The organism is Streptomyces sp. PA03-5A (assembly GCF_033792725.1).
GTDB lineage: Bacteria > Actinomycetota > Actinomycetes > Streptomycetales > Streptomycetaceae > Actinacidiphila.
Window position 1 is genome coordinate 14,268 of sequence record NZ_JARAVL010000042.1, and the last position, 25,956, is coordinate 40,223.

Sequence of the window (25,956 nt, forward strand, 5' to 3'; positions counted from 1 at the left end):
TGAGAGGACGCAGAGCATGGCCGGCGCGATGCGCAAGATGGCGGTCTACCTCGGCCTCGTGGAGGACGACGGGTACGACGGCCCGGGCTTCGACCCCGACGACGAGTTCGAACCGGAACCCGAGCCGGAGCGCTCCCGCCGACCGCACCAGTCCCACCAGCCACCACATCAGACACAACCGGAGGAACCGGCACGCATCGTGCACGCCCCGGCCCCCCGGGAACCACGGATCGCCGCAGTGGCATCCATCACACAAGAACGCCATAGCCTGGAGAAGAACGCGCCGGTGATCATGCCCAAGGTCGTGTCGGAACGAGAGCCGTACCGGATCACGACACTCCACCCCCGGACGTACAACGAAGCCCGTACGATCGGGGAACACTTCCGCGAGGGCACGCCGGTGATCATGAATCTGACGGAGATGGACGACACGGACGCGAAGCGACTTGTCGACTTTGCCGCCGGGCTGGTCTTCGGGCTGCACGGCAGCATCGAGCGGGTGACGCAGAAGGTGTTTCTGCTGTCGCCTGCTAACGTCGATGTCACGGCGGAGGACAAGGCCCGCATCGCCGAGGGCGGGTTCTTCAATCAGAGCTGAGATACGCAACCGTACGAAACCGGCCGTGAGGGCCATGGACGAGCAAGGGAGAGGGAAGCGCGATGGACATCGCACTCCAGGTGCTGTGGATCGCGCTGATGTGTTTCCTGCTCGTCCTGATCTTCCGGTTGGTGATGGACTATGTTTTCCAGTTCGCTCGATCGTGGCAGCCCGGGAAGCCCATGGTGGTCGTCCTGGAGGCCACCTACACTGTCACCGATCCGCCACTCAAGCTTCTGCGGCGGTTCATCCCGCCGCTGCGTCTCGGGGGCGTGGCGCTCGACCTGTCCTTCTTCGTATTGATGATCATCGTGTACATCCTGCTCACCGTCGTAGGGGGCTTGCGAGGATGACCGATGCGGGCTCCCGATATGTCGACGATCACGTTGAGGTGAAGAGATGCCACTGACCCCCGAGGATGTGCGGAACAAGCAGTTCACGACCGTCCGCCTCCGAGAAGGCTATGACGAGGACGAGGTGGACGCCTTCCTCGACGAGGTCGAGGCGGAACTGACCCGACTGCTCCGCGAGAACGAGGACCTGCGCGCCAAGCTGGCCGCGGCGACCCGTGCCGCCGCCCAGAACCAGCAGCAGGGCATGCGCAAGCCCGAGCCGCAGGACGGCCGCGGTCCCGGGGCCCCCGTGCCCGCCGCCATATCGGGACCGCAGCCGGTGCCGCCCCAGCAGATGGGCGGCCCCGGTCCCCAGGGACCCGGCAGTGGCCTCGCCCTGCCCGCCGGGCCCAGTGCACAGCAGGGCCCCGGTCCGATGGGCCAGGGTCCGATGCAGGGCGGTCCCATGGGTCCCGGCCCGATGGGTCAGGGCCCCATGGGTCAGGGCCACATGGGCCAAGGCCCCATGGGTCAGGGTCCGATGGGCCAGGGCCCGATGCAGGGCGGTCCCATGGGTCCCGGCCCGATGGGCCAGCAGCACGGCCAGCACCCCATGGGTGGTCCCGGTCACCCGATGCAGCAGCAGGGCCCCGGTGGCGACAGCGCCGCCCGTGTGCTCTCGCTCGCCCAGCAGACGGCCGACCAGGCGATCGCCGAGGCGCGCGCCGAAGCGAACAAGATCGTCGGCGAGGCCCGCAGCCGTGCCGAGGGCCTCGAGCGCGACGCCCGCGCCAAGGCCGACGCCCTTGAGCGGGACGCGCAGGAGAAGCACCGCGTGGCCATGGGCTCCCTCGAGTCCGCCCGCGCCACGCTGGAGCGGAAGGTCGAGGACCTGCGCGGCTTCGAGCGCGAGTACCGCACGCGCCTGAAGTCGTACCTGGAGAGCCAGCTGCGTCAGCTGGAGAACCAGGCCGACGACTCGCTCGCCCCGCCGCGCACCCCCGCGGCCGCGTCCCTGTCCTCCGGTTCCGGCGGGATGGGCGGCACGATGGGCGGCGGCACCATGGGCGGCATGGCCACGGCCGGCGCCGGCACCATGGGCGGCAACCAGGGCTACGGCGGGCAGGGCATGGGCGGCGTCGGCGGGCAGAACCCGACGTACGGCGGCCAGCAGCAGATGTCTCCCGCTATGACGCAGCCGATGGCACCGGTGCGGCCGCAGGGGCCGGCGCCGCTGCAGCAGGCGCCGACGCCGATGCGTGGGTTCCTGATCGACGAGGACGACAACTAGTCGCGTAGTCGCTCGCGCGACGGCAGCACCACAGGGCCGGGCCCCCAGGGAATCGCTTCCCTCGGGGCCCGGCCCTTTGGCGTGCCTCTTGCGGCCCGGTGGTTGTGTGCGGGTTGTTTGCGCCTGCGGCGGGCGTCCACCCGCCCTCCCGCCCGATTGCCCGGCGCGGTCAGTGACCGCCTCGCGCGGTCGTTGTGGGGTCGGTGGCGCGCCGGCGCACTCCCCCAGCCTTCGGCCGGGGGGACCCCCACAGCGCTCGCGGTTTGGCCCTACGTCATTCGGCACCGGGTCCGCCGCTCATCGCTTCCGGGCGCACCCCGCCACACCCCCTCCCGGTGTGTTGGGGCGCATGACGGCCGGTGGGGGTGAGTAAGGCATCTGCGGCGACCCCGGACCGCCCACTCACCCCCAACCGGCCGTTGGCCGCCGCTCGATACGGAGGGGGCGGGGTCGTTGGGGGCACCCCCGGCCGAAGGCTGGGGAAGGGTGGGCGTTCTGGACGCTGATGTGTATGTGTTGTGCGGCATCCGGGGTCTGACCTGGACCGCCCGCCATGCAGATAAATATGCGGTCCAGAATGCCCAGCCCCGGAGGCCACGCCCCGGCCCACCATGCACGCGCGCAGCCCGCACCAATCGCGCCGGATGGGGGTCCCCCCGGCCGAAGGCTGGGGGAGGGAGGGCGGGCTGGGGAACCGCCCGCCGCAGGCGCAACCGCAACCACAAACGACCCGCGGACGACGACGCCCTCCGCCCACAGGGAACGTGGGCGGAGGGCGGCGCGTGGGGTGCGGCCCCGCGGGGGTTACCGCTTGCGGAGGTGGAAGGTGAGGCCGAGGGCCTCGTCGGTGAACGCGGGGCCGTAGCCCTCCTCCGGGGCGCCGGAGGCGAAGTCCGTCGCGAGGACCTCGTCCGCGACGAGCCGCGCGTGCTCCGCGAGGGCCTCCGCCAGTTCCGCGTCCGCCGCGGCCCAGCGCAGCGCGATGCGGTCCGCGACGTCCAGGCCGCTGTTCTTGCGGGCCTCCTGGACGAGCCGGATGACGTCACGGGCCAGGCCCGCGCGGCGCAACTCCGGGGTGATCTCGAGGTCGAGCGCCACGGTCGCGCCGGAGTCGGACGCCACGGACCAGCCCTCCCGCGGGGTCTCCGTGATGATCACTTCCTCCGCCGACAGGGCGACCGGCTCGCCGTCCACGAGGACCGACGCGTTGCCCTCGCGCAGCGCCAGCGACAGCGCCGCCGCGTCGCACTCGGCGACGGCCTTGGCGACGGCCTGGACGCCCTTGCCGAAGCGCTTGCCGAGGGCGCGGAAGTTGGCCTTGGCCGTGGTGTCGACCAGGGAGCCGCCGACCTCGCTCAGGGACGCCAGGGAGGCGACGTTGAGCTCCTCGGCGATCTGCGCCCGCAGTTCCTCGCCCAGTGCCTCGAAGCCCGAGGCGGCCACCAGGGCCCGCGAGAGGGGCTGGCGGGTCTTGACCCCGGACTCGGCACGCGTGGCGCGGCCCAGCTCCACCAGGCGGCGTACGAGGGCCATCTGGTCGGACAGGACGGGGTCGACCAGCGCCTCGTCCACCGTGGGCCAGCCGGCCAGGTGCACCGACCCGGGGGCGCCCGGGGTGACCGGGACGACCAGGTCCTGCCAGACGCGCTCGGTGATGAACGGCACCAGCGGCGCCATCAGCCGGGTCACCGTCTCGACGACGTCGTGCAGGGTGCGCAGCGCCGCCTTGTCGCCCTGCCAGAAGCGGCGCCGCGAGCGGCGCACGTACCAGTTGGACAGGTCGTCGACGAAGGACGAGAGCAGCTTGCCCGCGCGCTGGGTGTCGTACGACTCCAGGGCGTCGGTGACGTCCCGCACGAGCGCGCCCAGCTCGCCCAGCAGCCAGCGGTCCAGCAGCGGGCGGTCGGCCGGGGCCGGGTCGGCCTCGCCCGGGGCCCAGCCGGAGGTGCGGGCGTACAGGGCCTGGAAGGCGACCGTGTTCCAGTACGTCAGGAGGGTCTTGCGGACGACCTCCTGGATCGTGCCGTGGCCGACCCGGCGGGCCGCCCAGGGCGAGCCGCCGGCCGCCATGAACCAGCGCACGGCGTCGGCGCCGTGCTGGTCCATGAGCGGGATGGGCTGCAGGATGTTGCCCAGGTGCTTGGACATCTTCCGGCCGTCCTCGGCGAGGATGTGGCCCAGGCAGACCACGTTCTCGTAGGCGTTCCGGTCGAAGACCAGGGTGCCGACCGCCATCAGCGTGTAGAACCAGCCGCGGGTCTGGTCGATCGCCTCGGAGATGAACTGCGCCGGGTAGGTGCCCTCGAAGAGCTCCTTGTTCCGGTACGGGTAGCCCCACTGCGCGAACGGCATGGAGCCCGAGTCGTACCAGGCGTCGATGACCTCGGGCACGCGCACGGCCTCGGCGGAGCACTGCGGGCACGCGAAGGTGACGTCGTCGATGAAGGGCCGGTGCGGGTCGAGGCCGGTCTGGTCGGTGCCGGTCAGCTCCGACAGCTCGGACAGCGAGCCGACGCAGGTGAGGTGGCCCTCCTCGCAGCGCCAGATGGGCAGCGGCGTGCCCCAGTAGCGGTTGCGGGACAGCGCCCAGTCGATGTTGTTGTTGAGCCAGTCGCCGAAGCGGCCGTGCTTGACCGCCTCCGGGTACCAGTTGGTGCGCTCGTTCTCGCGGAGCAGGGCGTCCTTGACCGCGGTCGTGCGGATGTACCAGGACGGCTGCGCGTAGTAGAGGAGCGCGGTGTGGCAGCGCCAGCAGTGCGGGTAGCTGTGCTCGTACGGCAGGTGCCGGAAGAGCAGCCCGCGCGCCTGCAGGTCGTCGACGAGGGCCTCGTCGGCCTTCTTGAAGAACTGGCCGCCGACGAGCTCCAGGTCCTCCTCGAAGGTGCCGTCGGGGCGCACCGGGTTGACCACGGGCAGGCCGTAGGCGCGGCAGGTCTTGAGGTCGTCCTCGCCGAAGGCGGGCGCCTGGTGGACCAGGCCGGTGCCGTCCTCGGTCGTCACGTACTCGGCGTTGACGACGAAGTGCGCGCCCTCCATCTCCACCAGGTCGAAGGGCCGGTCGTACGTCCAGCGCTCCATCTCGCGGCCGGTGAAGCGCTGCCCGGTGGCCTCCCAGCCTCCCCCTGGGCCTGACGGCCCGGGAGGTGCCCCCACGCCGAGCGCCTTGCCGAGCAGCGGCTCGGCGACGACCAGCTTCTCCCGGCCGTCGGTGGCGACGACGTAGGTGACGTCGGGGTGGGCGGCGACCGCGGTGTTGGAGACCAGCGTCCAGGGGGTGGTCGTCCACACCAGGAGCGCGGCCTCGCCCGCGAGCGGGCCGGAGGTGAGCGGGAAGCGCACGTAGACCGAGGGGTCGACCACGGTCTCGTAGCCCTGCGCCAGTTCGTGGTCGGACAGGCCGGTGCCGCAGCGCGGGCACCAGGGTGCGACGCGGTGGTCCTGGACCAGCAGGCCCTTGTCGAAGATCTGCTTCAGCGACCACCAGACGGACTCGATGTACTCCGGGTCCATCGTCCGGTAGGCGTCGTCGAGGTCCACCCAGTACCCCATGCGGGTGGTCAGCTCGGCGAAGGCGTCGGTGTGCCGGGTCACGGACTCGCGGCACTTGGCGTTGAACTCGGCGATGCCGTACGCCTCGATGTCCTTCTTGCCGGAGAAGCCCAGTTCCTTCTCGACGGCGAGCTCGACCGGCAGGCCGTGGCAGTCCCAGCCGGCCTTGCGGGTCACGTGGTGGCCCTGCATCGTCTTGAAGCGCGGGAAGACGTCCTTGAAGACGCGGGCCTCGATGTGGTGCGCGCCGGGCATGCCGTTGGCGGTGGGCGGGCCCTCGTAGAAGACCCATTCGGGCTTGCCCTCGGTCTGCTCGAGGGAGCGGGCGAAGACCTTGTTCTCCTGCCAGAACGCGAGCACCTCGTGCTCGAGCGCGGGCAGGTCGACCTGGGCGGGGACCTGGCGGTACTGCGTCATCGGATTCTGCCTCCGGCGGACACGTCGCGTGCGTATTCCGTCGGAGGGACGAGAGCACGTGCTGTGACTGCTCCCGCGGTACCACCCTCCTTGGCTGCGGACGGGCCCTCGCGGGCTCGCTCCGCAACCCCCTCATTGGGGTCGCGCTACCGGGTCTACTCGCCCTCGCGGGCTTTCTTCCGGCGGCTCCGGGGTGATCTTCACGTCGCGCACACCCCCGGGCTTCCACCGTCCCCGGGTCGCTATGGGCTGCGTACGGCGCTACTCGTCCCCTTCCACGCCTTTCGCTCCGCCCAGTGTAAGGGGCTGCGGGGTGCCGTGTCGGCCGGGTTTCCGCGGGGAGCCGGTGTGACCCGAATGGCCCGGTCCGCACCCTGTTACCCGTTGGTACCGGAATACCTCGTGGAGAGCTGGGCACAACCGATGCAGACCTGCCTCCCGACCCGGAGCGGCAGGCGGATCAGGCGGCGTGCCCCGTTGCCGCGGGTCCGGAGTCGATTTATCGTTCCGGCACGATTCGCGAGCAAGATCACAATATGTGAAGGGGCCTCGGCCATGGTGGGGAAGAAGACCACCGTCACGAAGAAGACGACGGCGAAGAAGACGGCACCGGCGGCCGCCTCCGCGGCCCGCAGGAGCGCCGCGCCCACCGCGCGGAAGGCGGCGGCCAAGCGCCCCACCAGGGCCGCGTCCCCCGCTCGCAGCGACACCGCCACGGCCGGCGAAGGAGCGGCCGAGGGGAAGCGGACCCCCGCGAAGCGGGTGGTCCCCCGTACGTCCGCGCCGCCGGAGAAGGCGGCGCCGGCCACCAGGACGACCGCGAAGAAGGCCGCGGCCGGGAAGAAGGCGCCCGCGAAGAAGGCTGTCGTACGCAAGGCGGCACCCGCCGCGAAGAAGGCCGCGGCGCCCGCCGCGGGGAAGACCGCGGCCGAGGCCGCAGGAAAGAAGGCGGCCGTGGCGGAGGAGACGACGACCAAGGCGGCGTCCACACGGAAGACCGCGGCACGCACCGCGAGGAAGACCGCGCCTCCCGCCAAGAAGGCGGTCACGGCGGCGGAGAAGCCCGCGAAGGCGCCGGCCGCGGCGAAGAAGGCCGCACCGGCGAAGAAGGCCGCGCCCGCGGGGAAGGCCGCGAAGACGTCCAAGACCGCCAAGACCGCCAAGACCGCCAAGACCGCGGGTACGGCCGCGACGGCCGCACCCGCGAGGACCGCGAAGACCGGCACGACCCCCGCCCGAGCGGCGGCGAGGACCACGAGGGCCACGAAGGCCACGAAGACGGGAGCCAAGACGGTGGCAGCGAAGAAGACGGCGGCCGGTACGGCCGCGGCAGGGGCGTCCGCCTCCGCGGTCCCCACGGCCCGCATCGCCGAGGCGGCGGGCGTCGTCGCCGCGGGCGACCTGGCCGTACGGCCCGACGAGGAGCCGTGGTCCGAGGAGGAGGTGGACGCGGCGCGCGCCGAACTGCTGGCCGAGATGGACCGGCTGCGGTCCGAGATCTCCACCTCGGAGGACGCCATCACCGGGCTGCTGCGCGACTCGGGCGACGGCGCCGGCGACGACCAGGCCGACACCGGAACCAAGAACATCACGCGCGAGCACGAGATGGCGCTGACCGCCAACGCCCGCGAGATGCTCGCGCAGACCGAGCACGCGCTGGAGCGGCTGGACTCCGGCACGTACGGGCTCTGCGAGTCCTGCGGCAAGCCGATCGGCAAGGCGCGGATGCAGGCCTTCCCCCGTGCGACGCTCTGCGTGGACTGCAAGCAGCGCCAGGAACGCCACTGACCGCGGACACGGGGAATCGCGGGGCCCGAACCCCCGCAGCCCCGCTGTTCGGACGTATGTGCCGTAACCTCGTCTGCGTCAGGATCCGGACTGGCGCAGATCAGGGCTGAAGGACTCACATGGCGAAGGCACAGGAGACCGCGGCGGACACGGCCGAGGAGCCGACCGGCGGTACGGACGAGGTCACCGGCAAGGGGCCGCGGCGGATCGCCGTGCTGCTCGGCGTCGCGGCGCTCGCGTACGTCCTCGACCTCCTCTCCAAGATCTGGGTGGTGACCAGCCTGGAGGGGCACGAGCCCATCGACGTGTTCGGCAGCTACCTGCGCCTGGAAGCGGTGCGCAACGCCGGCGCGGCCTTCGGCTTCGGCCAGGGCATGACCATCGTCTTCACGGTGATCGCGGTCACGGTGATCGTGGTGATCGCCAGGATCGCCCGCAAGCTGCACAGCGTGCCGTGGGCGATCGCGCTGGGGCTGCTGCTCGGGGGCGCCTTCGGCAACCTCACGGACCGGGTGTTCCGCGCGCCGGGCTTCCTGCAGGGGCACGTGGTCGACTTCATCGCGCCGACCCACTTCGCGGTCTTCAACCTGGCCGACTCGGCGATCGTCTGCGGCGGCATCCTGATCGTCCTGCTGTCCTTCCGCGGTCTCGACCCGGACGGAACCGTCCACAAGGACTGAGCCGGGATCGGGGCGGCGGAGGACGCCCCGCGGATCCGGCATACTCGATCAGGTGAGTATGCCTGCCGAAGTTCGATCCCTTCCCGTCCCCGATGGCCTCGAGGGCGAGCGCGTCGACGCCGCCATCGCCCGCATGTTCGGTTTCTCGCGGACCAAGGCGGCCGAGCTGGCCGCCGCCGGGAAGGTGACGATCGACGGCAGCGAGGCCGCCAAGTCCGACCGGGTGTCGGGCGGTGCCTGGCTCGAGGTCGAGATGCCCGCGCCGCCGCGCCCGGTGGAGGTCGTCGCCGAGCCGGTGCCCGGCATGCGGATCGTCCACGACGACGAGCACGTGGTCGTGATCGACAAGCCCGTGGGCGTGGCCGCACACCCCAGCCCCGGCTGGACCGGCACCACGGTCATCGGCGGCCTGGCCGCCGCCGGCTACCGGATCTCCACCTCCGGCGCCGCCGAGCGCCAGGGCATCGTCCACCGGCTCGACGTCGGCACCTCGGGGCTGATGGCCGTCGCCAAGTCGGAGATCGCGTACAGCGACCTCAAGCAGCAGTTCCGGGAGCGCACGGTCGACAAGCGTTACCACGCGCTGGTCCAGGGCCATCCGGACCCGCTCAGCGGCACCATTGACGCGCCGATCGGCCGCCACCCCAACCACGACTACAAGTGGGCCGTGACCGCCGACGGCAAGCCCAGCGTCACGCACTACGACCTCGTCGAGGCGTTCCGCGCGGCCTCCCTGCTCGACATCAAGCTGGAGACCGGCCGCACCCACCAGATCCGGGTCCACATGGCCGCCCACCGCCACCCCTGCGTCGGCGACCTGACCTACGGGGCCGACCCCACCCTCGCCAAACGGCTGAAGATCACCCGCCAGTGGCTGCACGCCGTCCGCCTGGGCTTCTCCCACCCCGAGGACGGCCGCTGGGTGGAGTTCGAGAGCTCCTACCCCGACGACCTGCAGTACGCCCTCGACGCCGTGCGAGCCGACAGTGCCTGAGACCTACGAGGTCCGGGTCGCCACCGACCCGGACGACCTGAAGGCGTACTACGCGGTGCGGCACGAGGTCTTCGTCGTCGAGCAGAAGGTCCCCGCCGAGCTGGAGTACGACGCCCACGACACCGACGCCGTGCACGTCCTGGCCACCGGCCCCGGGGGCGGCCTCGGCGCGGGCCGGCTCCTCCTCGGCGAGGACGGCACCGGCATCCTCGGCCGGCTCGCCGTGACCGGCGCGTCCCGCGGGCTGGGCATCGGCGTGGCCCTGGTGCGCGCCATCGAGGACGAGGCCCGGCGGCACGGCCTGTCCGCCGTCGAGCTGCACGCCCAGTCGCACGCCGTCGGCTTCTACGAGCGCCTGGGCTACACGTCCTTCGGCGAGGAGTACGAGGAGGCGGGCATCCCGCACCTGTCGATGAGGCGCGTGCTCTGACCGGGGCGGAGGCAGCCGACATGCCACGCTAGGGGTGTGGATCAACTCGCGCTGTTCTTCGCCCTGATGCTCGCGGCCATCGTCATGGTGCCGCTGGGCGACCGGATGGGGCTGCCGTCGCCCGTGCTGATGACACTGCTCGGGGTCGTGCTGGCCCTCCTGCCGTTCGTGCCGAACGTCGAGATCAACCCCGAGCTCATCCTGCCGCTCGTGCTGCCGCCGCTGCTCTACGCCTCCGTACAGCGCACGTCCTGGCGGCAGTTCGCCGTCAACAAGAAGGCCATCTTCCTGCTGGCCGTCGCACTGGTGCTGATCACCACCGCGGCGGTGGGCGCCATCGCCAACGCCGTCGTCCCCGGCATCTCGCTGGCCGCCGCCCTCGCGCTTGGCGCGCTGGTCGCCCCACCCGACCCGGTGGCCGCGACCGCCGTCGCCGGGCGCCTCGGCCTGCCGCGCCGCATGGTGTCGACCCTGGAGGGCGAGGGGCTGTTCAACGACGTCACCGCGATCGTCGTCTACAACGTCGCCGTCGCCGCGGCCGTGACCGGCTCCTTCTCCTGGCCCGAGGCGCTCGGCGAACTGCTGCTGTCGGCGGTGGTCGCGGTCGGCGTCGGCGTCGTGCTCGGCTGGACCGCCTCCAAGCTGATGGGCGTCGTAGGGGACCCGACCCTGCAGATCGGGCTCTCGCTGCTCGTCCCGTTCGCCTCGTACGCGATCGCCGACGAGGCGCACGGCTCCGGCGTCCTCGCGGTGCTCACCACCGCGCTGTTCCTCGCCGAACACGCCCGCGACGCCGACGACGTGACCGGGCGACTGGTCGGCGCCACCTTCTGGGAGGTCGTCGACACGCTCGTCACCGGCGTCGCCTTCGGCCTGATCGGCCTGGAGCTGCACAACGTCTTCGGCGTCGGCGCCGGCCGGTGGGGCACGATGCTGAGCCACGCGGCGATCGTCGTCGGCGCCGTCGTCCTCGTACGGCTGGCCTACCTGATGCCGGCGGCAGCGGTGACCAGACGGCTGCACAAGCGGCGCGACCTCGACGAGGACATCCCGATGTCCTGGCGGGAGACCGTCGTCATGTGGTGGGCCGGCATGCGCGGTGTGGCGTCCGTCGCCCTGGCGCTGGCCATCCCGCACACCACGGAGGCCGGCGAGGCCTTCCCGGCGCGTGACGAGATCCTCTTCATCGCCTTCTCCGTCGTCCTCACCACCCTCGTGCTGCAGGGCCTCACCCTTCCGCAGGTCGTCAAACGGCTCGGGGTCAGCAGCGACACCCAGGTGGAGCACGACATGGAGATGCTGCTCGCGCTGCGCGCCATGGCCGCCGCCAAGCAGCGGCTGAAGGAGGTCGAGGCGACCGAGGACTTCTCCGAGGAGGTCTCCGAACTCCTGCACCGCCGCGCCTTCGACGTCGGGGCCCGGATCTGCCCCGACATCGTCGACGACGAGAAGCGCGAGCGGCACACCGCCCGCGTGCGCCGCATCAGGACCGTCGAGCGCGTCCAGCGCGACATGCTCTCCGCCGCCCGGCACGAGGTCCTCGCGGCCCGCAGCGAGCCCGGCTACGACCCCGAGATCGTCGACCGGGTGCTGCGCCAGCTCGACGTGCGCAGCCTGCGCGTGTCCCGGTAACCGGCCCGGCGCGTTGCCTAGCGGGATCCGGGGCCGGGACCGATGTCCTCGGCCCCGGGTGTGGCCTGCTCCCGGTCCGGGGCCTCGGCCAGGCCGGGGGCGGTGGCGGTGTTGATGCGCGGCAGTGCGTACGGGTGCTCGCGGCGCAGCCAGTCGATCATCTGCTCCCGCACCACGCAGCGCACCGTCCAGATGTCGTCCGCGTCCTTCGCCGTGGCCAGCGCCCGCACCTCGATCGTGGACGGGGTGGTGTCCGTCACCACCAGGCCCCAGGCCCGGCCGTCCCACTGCTCGCACTCCTTGAGGACGTCGTGGAGGCGTCCGCGCATCAGGTCGACGGGCGTGGCGTGGTCCAGGTGGAAGTAGACGGTGCCGGTCATCCGGGCGTTGCCGCGGGACCAGTTCTCGAAGGGCTTGCTGGTGAAGTACGAGACCGGCATGGTGATCCGCCGCTCGTCCCAGGTGCGGACCACCAGGTAGGTGAGGGTGATCTCCTCCACCGTCCCCCACTCGCCCTCCACGACCACCGCGTCGCCGATCCGGACCATGTCGCCGAAGGCGATCTGCAGCCCCGCGAAGAGGTTGCCCAGCGTCGACTGGGCGGCTATGCCGGCGACGATGCCGATCAGCCCCGCGGAGGCCAGCATCGAGGCGCCGAAGCCGCGCATCGCGGGGAAGGTCAGCAGCATGGCCGCGATCGCCACCACGCCGACGACCGCGGTGACCACCCGCTGGATCAGGCTCACCTGCGTCCGCACCCGCCGCACCCGCGCCGCGTCCTGGGCGGCGGAGGCGTAGCGCGAGTAGGAGGCCTCCACGACGGCCGCCGCGACCCTGACGACCAGCCAGGCACAGGCCCCGATCAGCACCAGCGTCAGCACCTGCCCGATCCCGCGGGTGTGGCCGCGGGCCAGGTGCGTCTGTTCGTACGAGCCGCGCAGCAGCGAACTGCAGATCACCAGCTGGAGCGCCAGCCGGGCGCGGCGCAGCAGGTTCCACAACGGGGTCTCCGGGTGCCGGGCGTCCGCCCGGCGCAGCGCGTGGTCCACGGCCCAGCCCACGGCGAGCGTGACGACGAGGGAGCCGCCCACCACGCCGAGCGGTCGTATGACGGAATCCATGTCTTCGACGGTAACGGGCATGATGGAGCCCGTACCCGACCGTGCGCCGATCATGGGAAGTGAAATTGTGAGCTCGGGCATGACCATCGTGCTGTTCCACTCGGCCTACGGACTCCGTCCCGCCGTGCACGCCGCCGCCGACCGGCTGCGCGCGGCCGGCCACGAGGTGCACGTGCCCGACCTCTACGAGGGCCGCACCGCGGACACCGTCGAGGAGGGCATGGCCATCAAGGACGAGATCGGCCGCGACGAACTGCTGATGCGCGCCGTCACCGTCTCCGGCCCGCTCTCCGGCCGCGGCCTGGTCTACGCCGGGTTCTCGCTGGGCGGTTCCATCGCGCAGAACCTCGCCCTCGCCGACGACAGGGCCCGCGGCCTCCTGCTGCTGCACGGCACCTCCGACATCGCCGACGACGCGGCCACCGACCTCCCCGTCCAGCTGCACGTCGCCGAGCCCGACCCCTTCGAGCCCGACGACTGGCTGAACGCCTGGTACCTGCGCATGCGCAAGGCGGGCGCCGACGTGGAGATCCACCGCTACCGGGGCGCCGGACACCTCTTCACCGACCCGGACCTCGACGACTACGACGCGGAGGCGGCCGAGCAGACCTGGGCGGTCGCCCTGGACTTCCTCGCCGACCTCGCGGCGGAGGCCGGGACGGCGGGGGAGGCGTAACGCCGTTGCGGACGGGGGCCGTTGTCAGTGCCCGCTGAGATCATCGGGGACATGGGTGTTCTCTACGGGTACTACTCCGCCGCCGACGACAAGGACGCCGCACGCGCCGTGGTCCGGGAGTTCCGTGAGCTGTGCGAGTTCCGGGGGCCTCGCGAGCTCCGCGAGGCCGACGGCGACGGTCGCGACGAGCACGTGACCCAGGGCATAGACCCGGTCGTGGAGTTGCTCCCCGCGGAGGTGCTCATCACCGGCCGCGCCCCCGAGGACGTGCGCTCCGACCCGCGCCGCGGCGCCCTGGTGGGCGTGGCCGGCGAGGGCAGGGTGGTCGCCGTCTCGCTCACCGACAGTTTCCGCGACGCCCTCGCCGCCTTCGACGCGGACCTGCTGGACGACGTCGCCATGGGGTGGTCCCGCACCTCCGGGGGTCTCCACGGCGTCCACGGCCCGGACGTCCTCGGGCTGTTCCTCAAGGAACTCGCCGGGCTGGCCGGCCGCGCGGCGGCGGGCGGACGGCGGCTCTACTGCTGGATCCGCCCCTGAGCGAAGGCGGCCCCGCGCGGCCCGGCGGCCGCGGCGAGCAGCAGGAGCGCGGCCGAGGGCAGGAACACGTACATCGCCGGCACCGCGCCGATGACGGACCAGGTGACCAGCGCCAGCGCGATGACGACGCAGGCCTGGGCGAACACCCTGGGGAACCGCCCCAGGAGCGGTGGCAGCGCCAGCGGCACCACGGTCAGCACGAAGAAGCCTCCGTAGTAGCTGTCCAGCCCGAAGAGCAGCCCGGGCACGGCCGCGGCCAACGCCCCCACCGCGAGCACCCACTGCCGCCGCCCGATCCCCGCCCGCGCTTCCGGTCGCCCCACCTCAGCCCTCATGGCCGCCCCTTCCCCCTGGCGAAGAGCACTTTGAACGCGTTCAACCTAGCGGATCGAGGCCCGGCTCAGTACCAGCGGCTGAACGCGGCGGCACCGAGGCCGGACCGGGCGGCGTGACGCAGCACACGCACGGGGGCGTCGAGCAGCTCGGCCCCGTCGAACTCCGGGGCGTCGCCCATGCCGCGCATCCAGCCGGCCACGCGGGAAAGGACCTCGTCCCGCCGGGCGCCGGAGACGTCCAGGGCCCGCACGACCCGGGGGAGTGCCGCCACCACCTCGTCATGGCTCAGCAGGAACTCGCCGAACCTGCCGGGCAGCAGGGCCGAAGCCTCCGCGCCGAGACCGTGCAGCAGCGCCGCGACCGGGCTCGCCTTACGGGCGACGGCGGCGAACGGGCCGTCGCCCCCGGTCGTCGGCATGAGCTCCATGAGCTCGTCCTGAAGGGTCAGCGCGGGCTCGTCGTCGGGGGCGGTGTTGCAGTGCACGAGTTCGGCGAACCGCAGCGCGGCCGGGGTGGGGGACGCGCCACCTGAGCCGTCCGCGGTGCCATCGAAGAAGCGCTCCGCGTCACCTCCGCCCGACCACCAGGCGAGCGCCTGCGCGTGCACCGGTGGCAGGTCCTCGTCTCCGGTGCCCCGCCGGGCCGCGTGCCGGGACAACGCCCGTGCCTCGTCGTCGGGGACGGCCCCGACCACCCAGACGCCCATCACGCTCACGGCCCCCACCCACCTCCCGGTTCGATCCCGACCGTATCCAAGGGGGCCGGAGGGAGCGTGGCGGGGCGTCACGTCGTGGATGACGGTCGGCACGGCGCCTGGGCCTGCCGCCGCCACCGCCGATCGCCACGACGGCCTACGCGTGCTCGTTCCGCGCGACGGCAACGTTCGTTGCCGTTCCGGGGACGGCCGGGGTGGAATGGGCGGATGGAAGACCTGTCCTCGATCGCCGCCGCCCTGGCGGAGGTCGGCCCCCGCCTCAAACGCCTGCGCACGCAGCGGGGCGTCACGCTGGCCGCGCTGTCCGAGTCCACGGGCATCTCCACGAGCACCCTGTCCCGCCTGGAGACCGGCGGGCGCCGCCCCAGCCTCGAACTCCTCCTCCCGATCGCCCGGGCGCACCGCGTACCGCTGGACGAACTGGTCGGCGACCCGGAGGCCGGCGACCCCCGGGTACGCCTCAAGCCCCGCCGCGTGAACGGCCGTACCGTCCTGCCGCTGACCCGGCAGCCGGGTTCCCCGCAGGCCTGGAAGGTCGTCGTCCCGGCGGGCCAGTGCGAGCCCGACCTCCGTGTCCACGAGGGCTACGAGTGGCTGTACGTGCTCTCCGGACGCCTCCGACTCCTGCTGGGCGACCGCGAGGTCGTCCTCGGCGTCGGTGAGGCCGCCGAGTTCGACACCCGGATGCCGCACTGGTTCGGCAGCGCCGGTGACCAACCCGTCGAGATCCTCAGCCTCTTCGGCCGCCAGGGCGAGCGCATGCACGTCCGGGCCAGGCCCAGCCGGGGGAAGGGGCGCGGCGGTGACGGCTGAGGACGAGCTGGCTGATCGCGCTTTCCCCGTCGCAGTAAGGCAGTAACCTCCGTCCGGAACGGGGGAGACGGGTGGGGACGGTGGGGGAAGTCCAGGGGCCGCTCGCGTCGGCAGAGGCCCTCATGCGCGGCGCAGCCCGGACAGGGATGCTCCGCGAATCGGACGTGGCCCTCAAAGGGGTGCTCGTCTGGGTCACGGTGGGGTTCGCCGGAACCTGGATCGCGGTCGCCGTCCGGCGCCGGCGACGCCTGTGCGCGGCCATCGCACAGCCGCCCGCACTCGTCGGTCGGCCACAAGGCCCTTTCGCCTGACCGGCTACCGGTACCAGTCGCCGCCATCGGCGAGGGCCCGCCGCAGATAATCGTCCAGCTCCCGCGCAGCCCACAGCCGACTGTCGTCCTCGTGGTCCCACACGAAGATGTCCGGACGCTTGGGCGTCTGCACGAAGGCGAACTGGTCACCCCCGCCGTTGTCACCGAAGAACAGCAGGGCGTCGAAGGGCATGTACAGGCCAGGGAACGCATCGGGAGACCAGAACAGCAGATTCTGTTCCACGATCCGATGCAGGGACCAGACGACGTCCTTGCCGTAGGTGCCGACCATCCCGTCGGCCTCCAGCAGCAGGGCGGCCAACTGCGCGGGCAGGGCCCGCCCCAGACGCTGCTCGGCCTCGGCGAGGGCTGCCCGGTCAACCGGTGGTCGAAATGCGACGTCGGGCAGGAGCTCGGCAGCGGTCTCTTTCCACATCAGCGCAGCATATGCGGCGGGCTGGTCAACCGGTCAGCTTCCGGATACGCCGGCGCCGGTCTTGAGCCGAAAGCTCAACTGGGCCCCCACCTCTCGGAAACCGAGCGCGCCCGCAACCCTTCGGGACGGCTCGGGCCGAGCTCTCCACTGAGGTAGGAGACCCGCATCGAGAGCATGAGCCACTGCTGCGGAGGCCACGGTCTTCGCCAACCCATGACCGCGGCGCTGCGGTGCCGTGAGTACCGACACATGAGCAGTACTCCCGGGCCACAGCCGATATCCCGCTGCGGCCACGACCTCGCCGCCGTCGAGGACGACGAACGCAGGCGAAGAGATCTCATCCAGGCCGCTTTCGCCGGCGTCTTCGTGCCCCGCTGCCCCGAGCAAGGCCAGCAGGTCAGGGTGTTCCGCGGGCAGGCGCACCACAGCCCGGTCCGTGGGCGCAGGACGGAACTCCACGTCGGACAGGTAAGCGAGGGTGGCCGGACCGAGTACCTCGATGACGGGCAGTACCGTCCGGAGCGCGTCCGTCCGGACGAGGGCGTCCGGAGGAATCCCAGCGGTGGCTTTGTACAGCAGGCCGGCGACCTCGGCTGTCGGAACCGTGACGATCCCTGCTCCGCCCAGCACCACGACCCCACACCACGAAGGGGGACACAACCCCGACCCCGGTGAGACGACCACCTGGGCCGCGGAGCGTCCGAATTCGACAGGTGCGCGGGCCAGTTCCCGCCACAGGGCTTGAGCACGAGCCGTCAGGTCGTCAGGCATGCGTGGATCCTGCCATTCGAGTGCCCAGTGCGAGGCGGCGTGAGCACAGGAGCCGGCCCGATCGGCGGCCGGTGTACGGGCCCGGATCTCTTGCGACCTCCGGCGCGACGTTCGCGGGGTCGGTCCGACGCGGCCGCTACGATCACCCCATGACGTCCCATCAGGTGGATGCCGCGTAGGGCGCCGTGCGAGGTGAGGGCCGCGGGGTCCGATGAACGAGGCAGTGATGCGGTGAGCTCGTTGCTCATCGGCACGTGTCCTGGGCAGCCCGTGTGCGCCGCCGTTCACACGTACCTCTTCGTCGACGGTCTCGACATGGTCGCGCGCAGCGACAGCAGGATGGCCGGCCTCGATCCGAGGCGGCTGCTCCGGCCGGGCGGGCCGCTTTATCCGACGGACATGCCGCGTGAGGTGGAGGTGGCAGCCCAGGGGCAGGCCGGGTCGGGGCCGGGCAGGCTGGGCATCCGGCTCCGGCTCCGGCTCCGGGGCGGGACGGTCATCTGGTCCGGCCTGATGTACCCCGGCATCGATGGCAGACCCGTCGAAGAGGTGCGCTTCCGCCTCGAGCAGTACCTGGGCGAGGTGGAGCGTGCCTACGCGGTCGTCACCGCCGACCGGCGGCCCACGGCGGGTGGCTAGGCCCCTGCCCTCGTCCTCATCCGCATGCATCGGTGGACCGACACGCCCACGCCGACGGCGAGGCATCCCGGCAGGCCGGTCGAGAGTGCCACGCCGGTCTCGCCGTCAGGATCTCCGATGCCGTCAGGAGTCGGCTCGATTCCGTACCTCACCGACAACGCGGGCGCCGCCCACGTCCGCCTCTCCGCGGCCGACCTCGCCGACCTCGACGCCATACCGGCCCCCGTCGGCGCGCGCTACTGACCCGACCGCCCCGGCACGCGGGGGCGCGGGACGATACCGCGCCCCCGCGGCGTGCCTTGCCCGCTACGGATCACGTGTGCAAAGCCCGGAATCGCCGAAGGCCACGAAGGTCAGCGTCGACATGGCCAGCACCATCGACGCACACACCCGCCTCGTAGTTGAAGCGCTGCGGCGCGCGTAGCTGTGCACGAAGTCCTCATGCGGGTGCCGCCCCGCAAGCGAGCGCCGTCACGGGGCCGTCGCCCGGCTGGAGGTCAGGTGATGCCAGGGGTGGCTGCAGTTGTGGACACGGCACAGTGCCCTGCGACTGCCGTCCGCGACGGCCAGCAGGGCGATCAGGAGGCGGAAGGCCTTCAGTCGCTCGTGCTGCGGGGTCAGCCCGGCGACCCTCCCCACCTGGTCCTCGATTCGTCCTCGAACGAGCATGACCGCAGGAGTGTGGGTCGGCCGGAGACCGGAACGCCGGATGCTCTCCAGGGCTTCCTCGGCGGTGGGGTGGGCTTGGAAGCAGAACCCCGCCAGCAGGCACAGCGTCCCGGTTTGCTCGTCCTCGGGGGAGGGATGCGAACCATGCGATCCCCTCGTCGAGCGGGCGCAGGTCCTGGGCGAGTTCGTTCAGGTACTCCCCGGTGCCCGCTCTGTATCGCACGGCTTTCCCTCTCTCCTCGGCCGTCCGCCCATCGTCATCTGCCCGAGGCCACCGCCGCATCCCCTCTGATGGAGGGAACTGTCCCCTTTGCCGCCGTCTATTCTGGTGGCGCGACCGCAGGTTCGCGCGTGCCGCTGCACGTCGTGCCGAGGACGCGATCGGCGGGCACGATGGCCCTGTGCCGTCCCTGGGCCGTGGAAGGTCGACCAGCGTTGGCGAACGTTGACAACCAGCGGCGGCGTCAACTCTGCTCAGTAGACCGATATGTGCACGTGGTCGAAGTGGTTCTGCGTGATGGACCCGCGGTCCTCCATCAACTTCCACCCCTGTTGCGGGAGTCGGCTCGACCAGATGTGCTGCTCGTAGATGACGTACCAGATGCCGTATTCGTCCGCGTGCTCCCGCACCCAGGCCACGATGGCCTCGCCCAGGGCGTCGGACTTGCCGGTGGCCTTCTTGCCGGCGGGCATGAGCATGAAGTCGCAGGCGCGGCCGAGAGGGTGTTCGCCGCCGCCGGCGATGCCGCCTTCCTCGCGGTAGCAGCCGGGGGCGCCCTCGAGGCCGCGGGGGCCGAACTCCTTGACGACGGCCTCGCGGACGGCCTCCATGCGGGCGGTGATGTGCTGCGGCCCGCGGGGTTGCTCCTTCGGCCAGTTGGCCGCGCGGACCTGTGCGGAGAGTGTGGGCCACGCCACGGCGGCCAGTACGAGGCCGCCGATCAGCAGCAGCCCGAATATGGTGCGCCGCCGGCCGCGGCGCGCGGTGTCCCGCCCCCTGGTGGTGTTCATCGCAAGCCAGAACGCGCGACCGTGGCCGGAAGTGCCCGGTTGAACGCGGTGCGACGGTGACGCGAATAACGCCCCGCCGGGGGTCGTCCCCGGGCACGCGAGCGTACGCTCCTGCGTTGGACGCGGCAGACACGGACCAGCCCAGGAGGCACAGCACCGATGGCCACAGGCATGACGACGGACGAAGAGCGCGGCGAGCGGATCCTTGAGGTCTTCGGCACCGCGTTCGGGGAGCTGCTGGCCGCCGATCCGGCCGCGTTCCGGGTCAAGTTCCGCAAGATGGCGGCGTCGGCGTTCGCCTTCTACCGGGGCACCGCGTGCCTCTACTACGCGGACCTGGCCGACACCAAGGACGGCAGCCCGTTCCTGGACGAGCGCACCTCCCGGGTGTGGATCCACGGCGACCTGCACGCCGAGAACTTCGGCACCTACCTGGACGCCAACGGCCGCCTGATCTTCAACGTCAACGACTTCGACGAGGCCTACGTCGGCCCCTTCACCTGGGACCTCCAGCGGTTCGCCGCCTCCATAGCGCTGATCGGCTACAGCAAGGCCCTGGCCGACGACGTGATCTCCGGTCTGGTGCGCAGCTACGCCACCGCCTACCGCGAGCGCGTGCGCGCCCTCGCCCAGGGCGAGGCCGTCCCCGCGCTGACGCTGGACTCGGCGCAGGGCCCGCTGCTGGACGCGCTGCGCCACGCCCGCTCGCAGACCCGGTTCGGGCTGCTGGACTCGATGACCGAGATCCGCGCCTGGGACCGCCGCTTCGGCGCGGGGGGCGGCGCCGTGGAACTGGACGGCGGCACCCGCGAGAAGGTGCTGCGGGCGTTCGAGGCGTACCTGGACACGCTGCCGGAGACCAGCCGGATCAACCCGGAGAGCCACCGCGTCAAGGACGTCGTGGGCCGCCGCGGCGTGGGCATCGGCAGTGCGGGCCTGCCCTCGTACAACATCCTCCTCGAGGGCCACACCGACGCCCTGGAGAACGACGTCGTGATCTACATGAAGCAGGGGCAGACCCCGGCGGTCTCCCGGCACATCACCGACCCGGCGGTGCGTGACTACTTCCGCCACGAGGGCCACCGCACCGTGATCTCGCAGCGCGCGCTGCAGGCGCACGCCGACCCGTACCTGGGCTGGACCGAGCTGGACGGCGTCGGCCAGCTGGTCGCGGAGGTGTCGCCGTACGCGGTGGACCTGGACTGGTCGGACATCGACGACCCGGAGCAGATCGAGGCCGTCGTCGCCGACCTCGGCCGGGCCACCGCCGGCATGCACGCGGCCGCCGACGACGAGAGCGGGCACTCGCTGGTGCCGTTCTCCACGGAGGACGCCATCGACGCGGCCATCGCCCGGGACGAGGACGGCTTCACGGAGTCCCTGGTGGAGTTCGCCCACTCCTACGGCGCCCGGGCCCGCGCCGACCACCAGATCTTCGTGGACCTGTTCCGCAACGGGCGCATCCCGGGGCTCTGATCCCGGGCGCCTTGTTCGGGGGTTTAGGCATTGCTTACACACCGGCATGGCACACTCTGCGCCATGGAAGGGACCGGACCCCGGCTGAGGGCACTGCGCGCGGGATGCTTCGCCGCGCTGTGCGTGACGCTGTCCGCGACCGCCCACATCATGCTCTCGCGGGAGCCCCTGCCGATGACGACCACGGCGGGGGCCTTCGCGGGCGTCTTCGCGGTCGCGTACGCGCTCGGCCGCCGGGAGCGCGGCTACTGGCCGATCGCCGGGCTGCTCGTCCCGCTGGAACTGGCCCTCGACACGCTGTTCACCGCGGGCCAGCACACCTGTTACGGCCCCGGGGGCGGTCCCGTCACCGGCTCGTGGCGCTCGATCAACGAGGCGCTGGCCTGCCACGGCGGCGACGTCGGCGGCTCGCTCGCCACGGGGCAGGGGATGTCCGGCGCCGGCACCTCGCCGTGGCTGCTGCTCCTGGCGCACGTCTGCGTCGGCCTGGTCGCCGCCGGGTGGCTGCGGTGCGGTGAGGACGCCCTGCACCGCCTGCTGCGTGCCGCCTTCCGGCCGCTGCTCGTCGCGGTGGCCGTCTTCCGGACGGCCGGACCGCGCGGTACCGCGCGCGCCGGCGCGGCCGGGCCCGTGGCCGCCGCCCCGGCCTTGCCCCTGCTCCTGCACTCCGTCGTACGGCGAGGGCCGCCCGCCCGTCTCGGCTTCCGCTGAGCACGGCGCCCCACCCCTCACCCACGTACGCACGAGTCGGAGATCACACCACCATGAGCAAGCGAAACAGCCAGGCCGCCAAGAACGCCGCCCGTGAGCGGCTGCGCGTCGAGCGCGAGCGGCAGGCGAAGCGGGACAAGCTGCGGCGGCAGCTCGTCGTCGGCGGCAGCGTCCTGGGCGTGCTGGCGCTCGGCGCCGGCATAGCCGTGGCCGTCGTCAAGATGAACGCGCCCACCTACTGGGAGAAGGCCGCGGACAAGCCGCTGGTGAAGCCGGCCAACTCCTCGGGCAAGAACGGCACGTCGATCGTCATCGGCGACGAGAACGCCAAGCACACGCTGAAGGTGTACGAGGACCTGCGCTGCCCGGTGTGCGCGCAGTTCGAGCAGACCTCGGGCGAGACCGTCCAGAAGGACGCCAAGGACGGCAAGTACAAGATCTCGTACACCATGGGTGCCTTCCTCGACGACCGCCTCGCCCAGGGCCAGGGTTCGAAGAACGCGCTGAGCGCGCTGGGCGCCGCCCTGAATGTCAGCAAGGACGCGTTCGTCCAGTACCACACGCTGCTGTACTCCAAGGACGTCCACCCCGAGGAGACCAAGGACGACTTCGGCAGCGACGACAAGCTGATCGAACTGGCGCAGAAGGTCGACGCGCTCAAGGGCAACAAGACCTTCGAGAACGCGGTCCGCAACGGCACCTACGACAAGTGGGCGCTGACCATGGACCAGCAGTTCACCGACGACGGCATCACGGGCACGCCGACCGTGAAGCTCGACGACAAGACCATCGACAGCGTGCAGGCGATGACCGCCGACCAGTACACGGCCGCGGTCGACCAGATCATCGGCAAGGGGTAGCACCGGCCCGTGGCCGGTTCCGCCCTCCGGTCCCCGGCGTCACGCCGGGGACCGGAGGGCGAAGTCCTCCCGAACTCTTGTGCATTCGGTCCCGGAAAGGGGTTACCGGCGCGTAATCTGACGCCCCGTGACCGATACCTCTGCACCCTCACAGACCTCATCGAGAACACCGAGCCGCCGTTCGGTCGTCAAGGCCGGCGCCGTCGTGACCGGCGCCGCGCTGATACCGCTGGCGGTCTCCGCCGCCCCCGCCTCCGCCGCGCCGGGCCCCGCCTTCCTGCACGGCGTGGCCTCCGGTGACCCGCTGCCCGACGGCGTGCTGCTGTGGACGCGCGTGACTCCCCTGCCCGAGGCCGTCCCGGGCTCCGGGCTCGGCCCCGCGACCGAGGTGAGCTGGACCGTCGCCACGGACAAGGCGTTCACCTCCGTCGTGGCTACCGGCACGGCGACCACCACCGCCACCTCCGACCACACCGTCAAGGCCGACGTGCGCGGACTGCAGCCCGCCACGGACTACTGGTTCCGCTTCACGGCCGGCGGTGTGACCTCGCCGGCCGGCCGCACCCGTACCGCGCCCGCCGAGAACGCCGCCGCCGACCGGCTGCGCTTCGGGGTGGTCTCCTGCGCCAACTGGGAGGCCGGGTACTTCTCCTCCTACCGGCACCTGGCCGCCCGCGGTGACCTGGACGCCTGGCTGCACCTGGGCGACTACATCTACGAGTACGGCACCGGGGGCTACGCCGCCCGCGGCACCGTCGTCCGCCCGCACGCGCCCGCCCACGAGATCGTCACGCTGGCCGACTACCGCACCCGGCACGGGCGCTACAAGACCGACACCGACCTGCAGGCGCTGCACGCCGTGGCCCCGGTCGTGGCGATCTGGGACGACCACGAGTTCGCCAACGACGCCTGGTCCGGCGGCGCCGAGAACCACACCGAGGGCGCCGAGGGCGCCTGGACGGCCCGGGTGGCCGCCGCCAAGCAGGCCTACTTCGAGTGGATGCCGGTGCGTCCCTCGGTGGCCGGCACCACCTACCGGCGGCTGCGCTTCGGCAAGCTCGCCGACCTGTCCCTGCTCGACCTGCGCTCCTTCCGCTCCCAGCAGGCCTCGATCGGCAGCGGCTCGGTGGACGACCCGGACCGGACGATCACCGGCCGGGCCCAGCTGGACTGGCTGAAGGCCGGTCTGAAGGCCTCGGACACCACCTGGCGGCTGATCGGCAACTCGGTGATGATCTCGCCGGTCGCCTTCGGCGCGCTGCCGGACCACCTGCTGGCGCCGCTGGCGAAGCTGCTCGGCCTGCCCGCAGAAGGCCTGGCGGTCAACGTCGACCAGTGGGACGGCTACACCGACGACCGCCGCGAGATCCTGGCCCACCTGCGGGACAACGGCATCCGCAACACGGTGTTCCTGACCGGCGACATCCACATGGCGTGGGCGAACGACGTCCCGGTGAAGGCGGCGACCTACCCGCTGTCGGCCTCGGCCGCGACCGAGTTCGTGGTCACCTCGGTCACCTCCGACAACCTGGACGACATCCTCAAGGTCGCCCCGGACACCGTCTCCACGGTCGCCGAGGCCGCCGTGAAGGCCGCCAACCGGCATGTGAAGTGGCTGGACATGGACTCCCACGGCTACGGCGTGCTGGACATCACCGGCGAGCGGGCGCAGATGGACTACTACGCGCTCTCCGACCGCACCGACCCGAACGCCTCGTCGACCTGGGAGCGTTCGTACCGCACCCTGTCGGGCACGCAGAAGGTCGAGCGGGTCTACTCGCCGGTACGCTGAGCCTCCCGAACGTCGATTTCCGGCCAACCCCCCGTGCCGTGCGGGGACCGGCCGGCGCGGGGCGGGCGGTGGGGAGCCCCCGGGTCCGAATCCGGACACACCGCCCGCCCCGCGTTCCGCGGTGTTACGCCGGCCGGCACGGACCCTCAAGGGTCCTTCGTTGTCTAGGGATTACCCTCTGTCCGCCAATGGGCCGGAAGGGGGCTGCACCGGTTCTGGCATGGACACATAACCTCCGGGCGGCGAGGAGGAAATTCCTCCCGTACGTCCCACGAGGAGTGCCCCCACATGTCACGCACCCCCCGTTCCCGCCGTCTCGTCGGTCTCGCCGCCGTGGCCGGAACCCTGGCCCTGCTCCCCCTCACCGGCGCGACGGCCACCGTGAGCAGCGCCTCCGCGCACGCGAGGACCCCCGCGGAGCAGTGCGCGGACAGCGGCGACGCCGCGGCCCGCAAGATGAAGGGCTCCACCGCCCACGAGCCCAACGCCATCAGCGACGCCACCGCCAAGGCGATGGACGCGGACCTGAGGAAGCGCGTCGCGAAGATCAAGGCCGAGAGCAAGGGATCCCGGGTCGCCGCCGCCGCGACGACGACCATCCCGGTCTACTGGCACGTCATCCACAGCGGCAGCACCGGCAAGCTCAGCGCCGCCGCCGTCGCCGGCCAGATAGCGGTGCTCAACGCGGCCTACGCCGGCCAGGGCACCGGCAACGTCGACTCCGGCTACCGGTTCTCGCTGGTCGCGACGGACTACACCGACAAGGCCGCCTGGTACAACCTGACCGAGGGCTCCTCGGCCGAGACCTCGATGAAGACCAGCCTCCGCAAGGGCGGCGCGAGCGCGCTCAACATCTACTCGGCCAACCTCCAGGACGACCTGCTCGGCTGGGCCACCTTCCCGAGCTGGTACGCCGGCGACCCCGAGGACGACGGCGTGGTCATCCTCGACGCGTCCGTCCCCGGCGGCTCCGCCACCAACTACAACCAGGGCGACACCGCCACCCACGAGGTCGGCCACTGGATGGGCCTCTACCACACCTTCCAGGGCGGCTGCGGCGCCAACGGCGACTACGTCTCCGACACGCCCGCCGAGAAGACCGCCGCCAGCGCCTGCCCGACCGGCCGTGACACCTGCACGGCCGGCGGGGTGGACCCCATCCACAACTTCATGGACTACACCTACGACTCCTGCATGTACCAGTTCACCGCAGGCCAGGTGAGCCGCATGAAGAGCTCGTGGGCCGCCTACCGGGCGGGCTGACGCCACCGTCCGCGTCCGGCCGGTCACGGGGCCGGCCGGCCGCGGCGGCGAGGGCGGGGAGCGCGGGAATGGCATCGGCTGTCGGACCCCCGGCGTAGGATTCCA

Annotated in this window: 26 protein-coding genes; 18 read left to right on the plus strand and 8 right to left on the minus strand. The window is 71.7% G+C overall.

Going from position 1 to position 25,956, the window contains the following annotated elements; all coding sequences use genetic code 11:
• Positions 1-16: 16 nt before the first annotated feature.
• The 3 genes from PV410_RS36975 (at position 17) to PV410_RS36985 (ending at position 2,221) form a co-directional block, all read left to right on the plus strand.
• Positions 17-598 carry a cell division protein SepF gene (locus tag PV410_RS36975; protein ID WP_018557119.1) on the plus strand — a complete coding sequence of 194 codons (582 nt, stop codon included), beginning with the start codon at positions 17-19 and terminating at the stop codon, positions 596-598.
• 62 nt (positions 599-660) lie between these two features.
• Entirely contained in the window at positions 661-951 is a 291-nt protein-coding gene (locus PV410_RS36980; RefSeq protein ID WP_018557120.1) for a YggT family protein, read from the plus strand.
• A gap of 46 nt (positions 952-997) precedes the next feature.
• The gene (locus PV410_RS36985; protein ID WP_500330496.1) at positions 998-2,221 is read left to right on the plus strand and encodes a DivIVA domain-containing protein; all 1,224 of its coding nucleotides are present in this window, start codon (positions 998-1,000) and stop codon (positions 2,219-2,221) included.
• 804 nt (positions 2,222-3,025) lie between these two features.
• On the opposite strand, the gene ileS is transcribed toward PV410_RS36985, so the two are convergent.
• A complete protein-coding gene (ileS, locus tag PV410_RS36990) occupies positions 3,026-6,187 on the minus strand; it encodes an isoleucine--tRNA ligase (RefSeq protein WP_500330498.1) in 3,162 nt (1,053 codons plus the stop codon).
• 555 nt (positions 6,188-6,742) lie between these two features.
• On the opposite strand from ileS, the gene PV410_RS36995 reads away from it, so the two are divergent.
• The 5 genes from PV410_RS36995 (at position 6,743) to PV410_RS37015 (ending at position 11,711) form a co-directional block, all read left to right on the plus strand.
• Positions 6,743-7,975: a TraR/DksA family transcriptional regulator gene (locus PV410_RS36995; protein WP_500330500.1), complete on the plus strand. Its 1,233-nt coding sequence runs from the start codon at positions 6,743-6,745 to the stop codon at positions 7,973-7,975.
• Between the two features lie 119 nt (positions 7,976-8,094).
• On the plus strand, positions 8,095-8,655 hold the full coding sequence (gene lspA, locus PV410_RS37000) for a signal peptidase II (protein ID WP_500330501.1): 561 nt from the start codon (positions 8,095-8,097) through the stop codon (positions 8,653-8,655).
• A gap of 58 nt (positions 8,656-8,713) precedes the next feature.
• Complete coding sequence (locus PV410_RS37005) at positions 8,714-9,649, plus strand: RluA family pseudouridine synthase (RefSeq protein ID WP_499516802.1); 936 nt, start codon at positions 8,714-8,716, stop codon at positions 9,647-9,649.
• Positions 9,642-10,079 carry a GNAT family N-acetyltransferase gene (locus PV410_RS37010; protein WP_500330503.1) on the plus strand — a complete coding sequence of 146 codons (438 nt, stop codon included), beginning with the start codon at positions 9,642-9,644 and terminating at the stop codon, positions 10,077-10,079. Before PV410_RS37005 ends, PV410_RS37010 begins: the two co-directional genes overlap by 8 nt.
• A 36-nt stretch (positions 10,080-10,115) precedes the next feature.
• Positions 10,116-11,711 (plus strand): cation:proton antiporter, encoded by a 1,596-nt coding sequence (locus PV410_RS37015; protein ID WP_499511349.1) that lies wholly within the window; start codon positions 10,116-10,118, stop codon positions 11,709-11,711.
• 17 nt (positions 11,712-11,728) lie between these two features.
• Here the strand turns inward: PV410_RS37015 and PV410_RS37020 are convergent, their stop codons facing one another.
• The gene (locus PV410_RS37020; protein ID WP_500330504.1) at positions 11,729-12,832 is read right to left on the minus strand and encodes a mechanosensitive ion channel family protein; all 1,104 of its coding nucleotides are present in this window, start codon (positions 12,830-12,832) and stop codon (positions 11,729-11,731) included.
• 79 nt (positions 12,833-12,911) lie between these two features.
• Here PV410_RS37020 and PV410_RS37025 point away from each other — a divergent pair, with 79 nt between their 5' ends.
• Together PV410_RS37025 and PV410_RS37030 are read left to right on the plus strand one after the other, a co-directional pair.
• Positions 12,912-13,508, plus strand: a complete 597-nt coding sequence (locus PV410_RS37025) for a dienelactone hydrolase family protein (RefSeq protein ID WP_500330506.1) — start codon at positions 12,912-12,914, stop codon at positions 13,506-13,508.
• Positions 13,509-13,559: 51 nt separating this feature from the next.
• Positions 13,560-14,048: a hypothetical protein gene (locus PV410_RS37030; protein WP_500330508.1), complete on the plus strand. Its 489-nt coding sequence runs from the start codon at positions 13,560-13,562 to the stop codon at positions 14,046-14,048.
• Here the strand turns inward: PV410_RS37030 and PV410_RS37035 are convergent.
• Positions 14,027-14,383, minus strand: coding sequence for a hypothetical protein (locus PV410_RS37035; RefSeq protein WP_500330509.1), 357 nt, complete (start codon positions 14,381-14,383; stop codon positions 14,027-14,029). The genes PV410_RS37030 and PV410_RS37035 overlap by 22 nt on opposite strands.
• Before the next feature lie 65 nt (positions 14,384-14,448).
• Positions 14,449-15,099: a hypothetical protein gene (locus PV410_RS37040; protein ID WP_500330511.1), complete on the minus strand. Its 651-nt coding sequence runs from the start codon at positions 15,097-15,099 to the stop codon at positions 14,449-14,451.
• Between the two features lie 207 nt (positions 15,100-15,306).
• On the opposite strand from PV410_RS37040, the gene PV410_RS37045 reads away from it, so the two are divergent.
• Positions 15,307-15,912 carry a helix-turn-helix domain-containing protein gene (locus PV410_RS37045; RefSeq protein ID WP_500330513.1) on the plus strand — a complete coding sequence of 202 codons (606 nt, stop codon included), beginning with the start codon at positions 15,307-15,309 and terminating at the stop codon, positions 15,910-15,912.
• Positions 15,913-16,227: 315 nt separating this feature from the next.
• Here the strand turns inward: PV410_RS37045 and PV410_RS37050 are convergent, their stop codons facing one another.
• A complete protein-coding gene (locus tag PV410_RS37050; protein WP_500330514.1) occupies positions 16,228-16,659 on the minus strand; it encodes an SMI1/KNR4 family protein in 432 nt (143 codons plus the stop codon).
• A 33-nt stretch (positions 16,660-16,692) separates the two neighbouring features.
• Positions 16,693-17,430, minus strand: a complete 738-nt coding sequence (locus PV410_RS37055; RefSeq protein WP_500330515.1) for a GNAT family N-acetyltransferase — start codon at positions 17,428-17,430, stop codon at positions 16,693-16,695.
• A 231-nt stretch (positions 17,431-17,661) separates the two neighbouring features.
• Here PV410_RS37055 and PV410_RS37060 point away from each other — a divergent pair, with 231 nt between their 5' ends.
• Positions 17,662-18,069, plus strand: a complete 408-nt coding sequence (locus PV410_RS37060) for a hypothetical protein (protein ID WP_500330517.1) — start codon at positions 17,662-17,664, stop codon at positions 18,067-18,069.
• A 117-nt stretch (positions 18,070-18,186) separates the two neighbouring features.
• Positions 18,187-18,312 (plus strand): hypothetical protein, encoded by a 126-nt coding sequence (locus PV410_RS37065; RefSeq protein ID WP_500330519.1) that lies wholly within the window; start codon positions 18,187-18,189, stop codon positions 18,310-18,312.
• A 228-nt stretch (positions 18,313-18,540) separates the two neighbouring features.
• On the opposite strand, the gene PV410_RS37070 is transcribed toward PV410_RS37065, so the two are convergent.
• Both PV410_RS37070 and PV410_RS37075 read right to left on the minus strand, forming a co-directional pair.
• Entirely contained in the window at positions 18,541-18,843 is a 303-nt protein-coding gene (locus tag PV410_RS37070; protein ID WP_500330583.1) for a DUF5958 family protein, read from the minus strand.
• Positions 18,844-19,212: 369 nt separating this feature from the next.
• Positions 19,213-19,749, minus strand: a complete 537-nt coding sequence (locus tag PV410_RS37075; RefSeq protein ID WP_500330520.1) for a VldE C-terminal domain-containing protein — start codon at positions 19,747-19,749, stop codon at positions 19,213-19,215.
• Between the two features lie 159 nt (positions 19,750-19,908).
• On the opposite strand from PV410_RS37075, the gene PV410_RS37080 reads away from it, so the two are divergent.
• The 5 genes from PV410_RS37080 to PV410_RS37100 all read left to right on the plus strand — a co-directional run bounded on the left by PV410_RS37080 (position 19,909) and on the right by PV410_RS37100 (position 25,851).
• Complete coding sequence (locus PV410_RS37080) at positions 19,909-21,225, plus strand: DUF2252 domain-containing protein (protein WP_500330522.1); 1,317 nt, start codon at positions 19,909-19,911, stop codon at positions 21,223-21,225.
• 63 nt (positions 21,226-21,288) lie between these two features.
• A complete protein-coding gene (locus tag PV410_RS37085; protein WP_500330523.1) occupies positions 21,289-21,936 on the plus strand; it encodes a hypothetical protein in 648 nt (215 codons plus the stop codon).
• Between the two features lie 53 nt (positions 21,937-21,989).
• Positions 21,990-22,796, plus strand: coding sequence for a thioredoxin domain-containing protein (locus tag PV410_RS37090; protein WP_499511336.1), 807 nt, complete (start codon positions 21,990-21,992; stop codon positions 22,794-22,796).
• Positions 22,797-22,923: 127 nt separating this feature from the next.
• The gene (locus PV410_RS37095) at positions 22,924-24,588 is read left to right on the plus strand and encodes an alkaline phosphatase D family protein (protein ID WP_500330525.1); all 1,665 of its coding nucleotides are present in this window, start codon (positions 22,924-22,926) and stop codon (positions 24,586-24,588) included.
• Positions 24,589-24,876: 288 nt separating this feature from the next.
• Positions 24,877-25,851, plus strand: coding sequence for a zinc metalloprotease (locus tag PV410_RS37100; protein ID WP_500330527.1), 975 nt, complete (start codon positions 24,877-24,879; stop codon positions 25,849-25,851).
• The last annotated feature ends 105 nt before the right edge of the window (positions 25,852-25,956 follow it).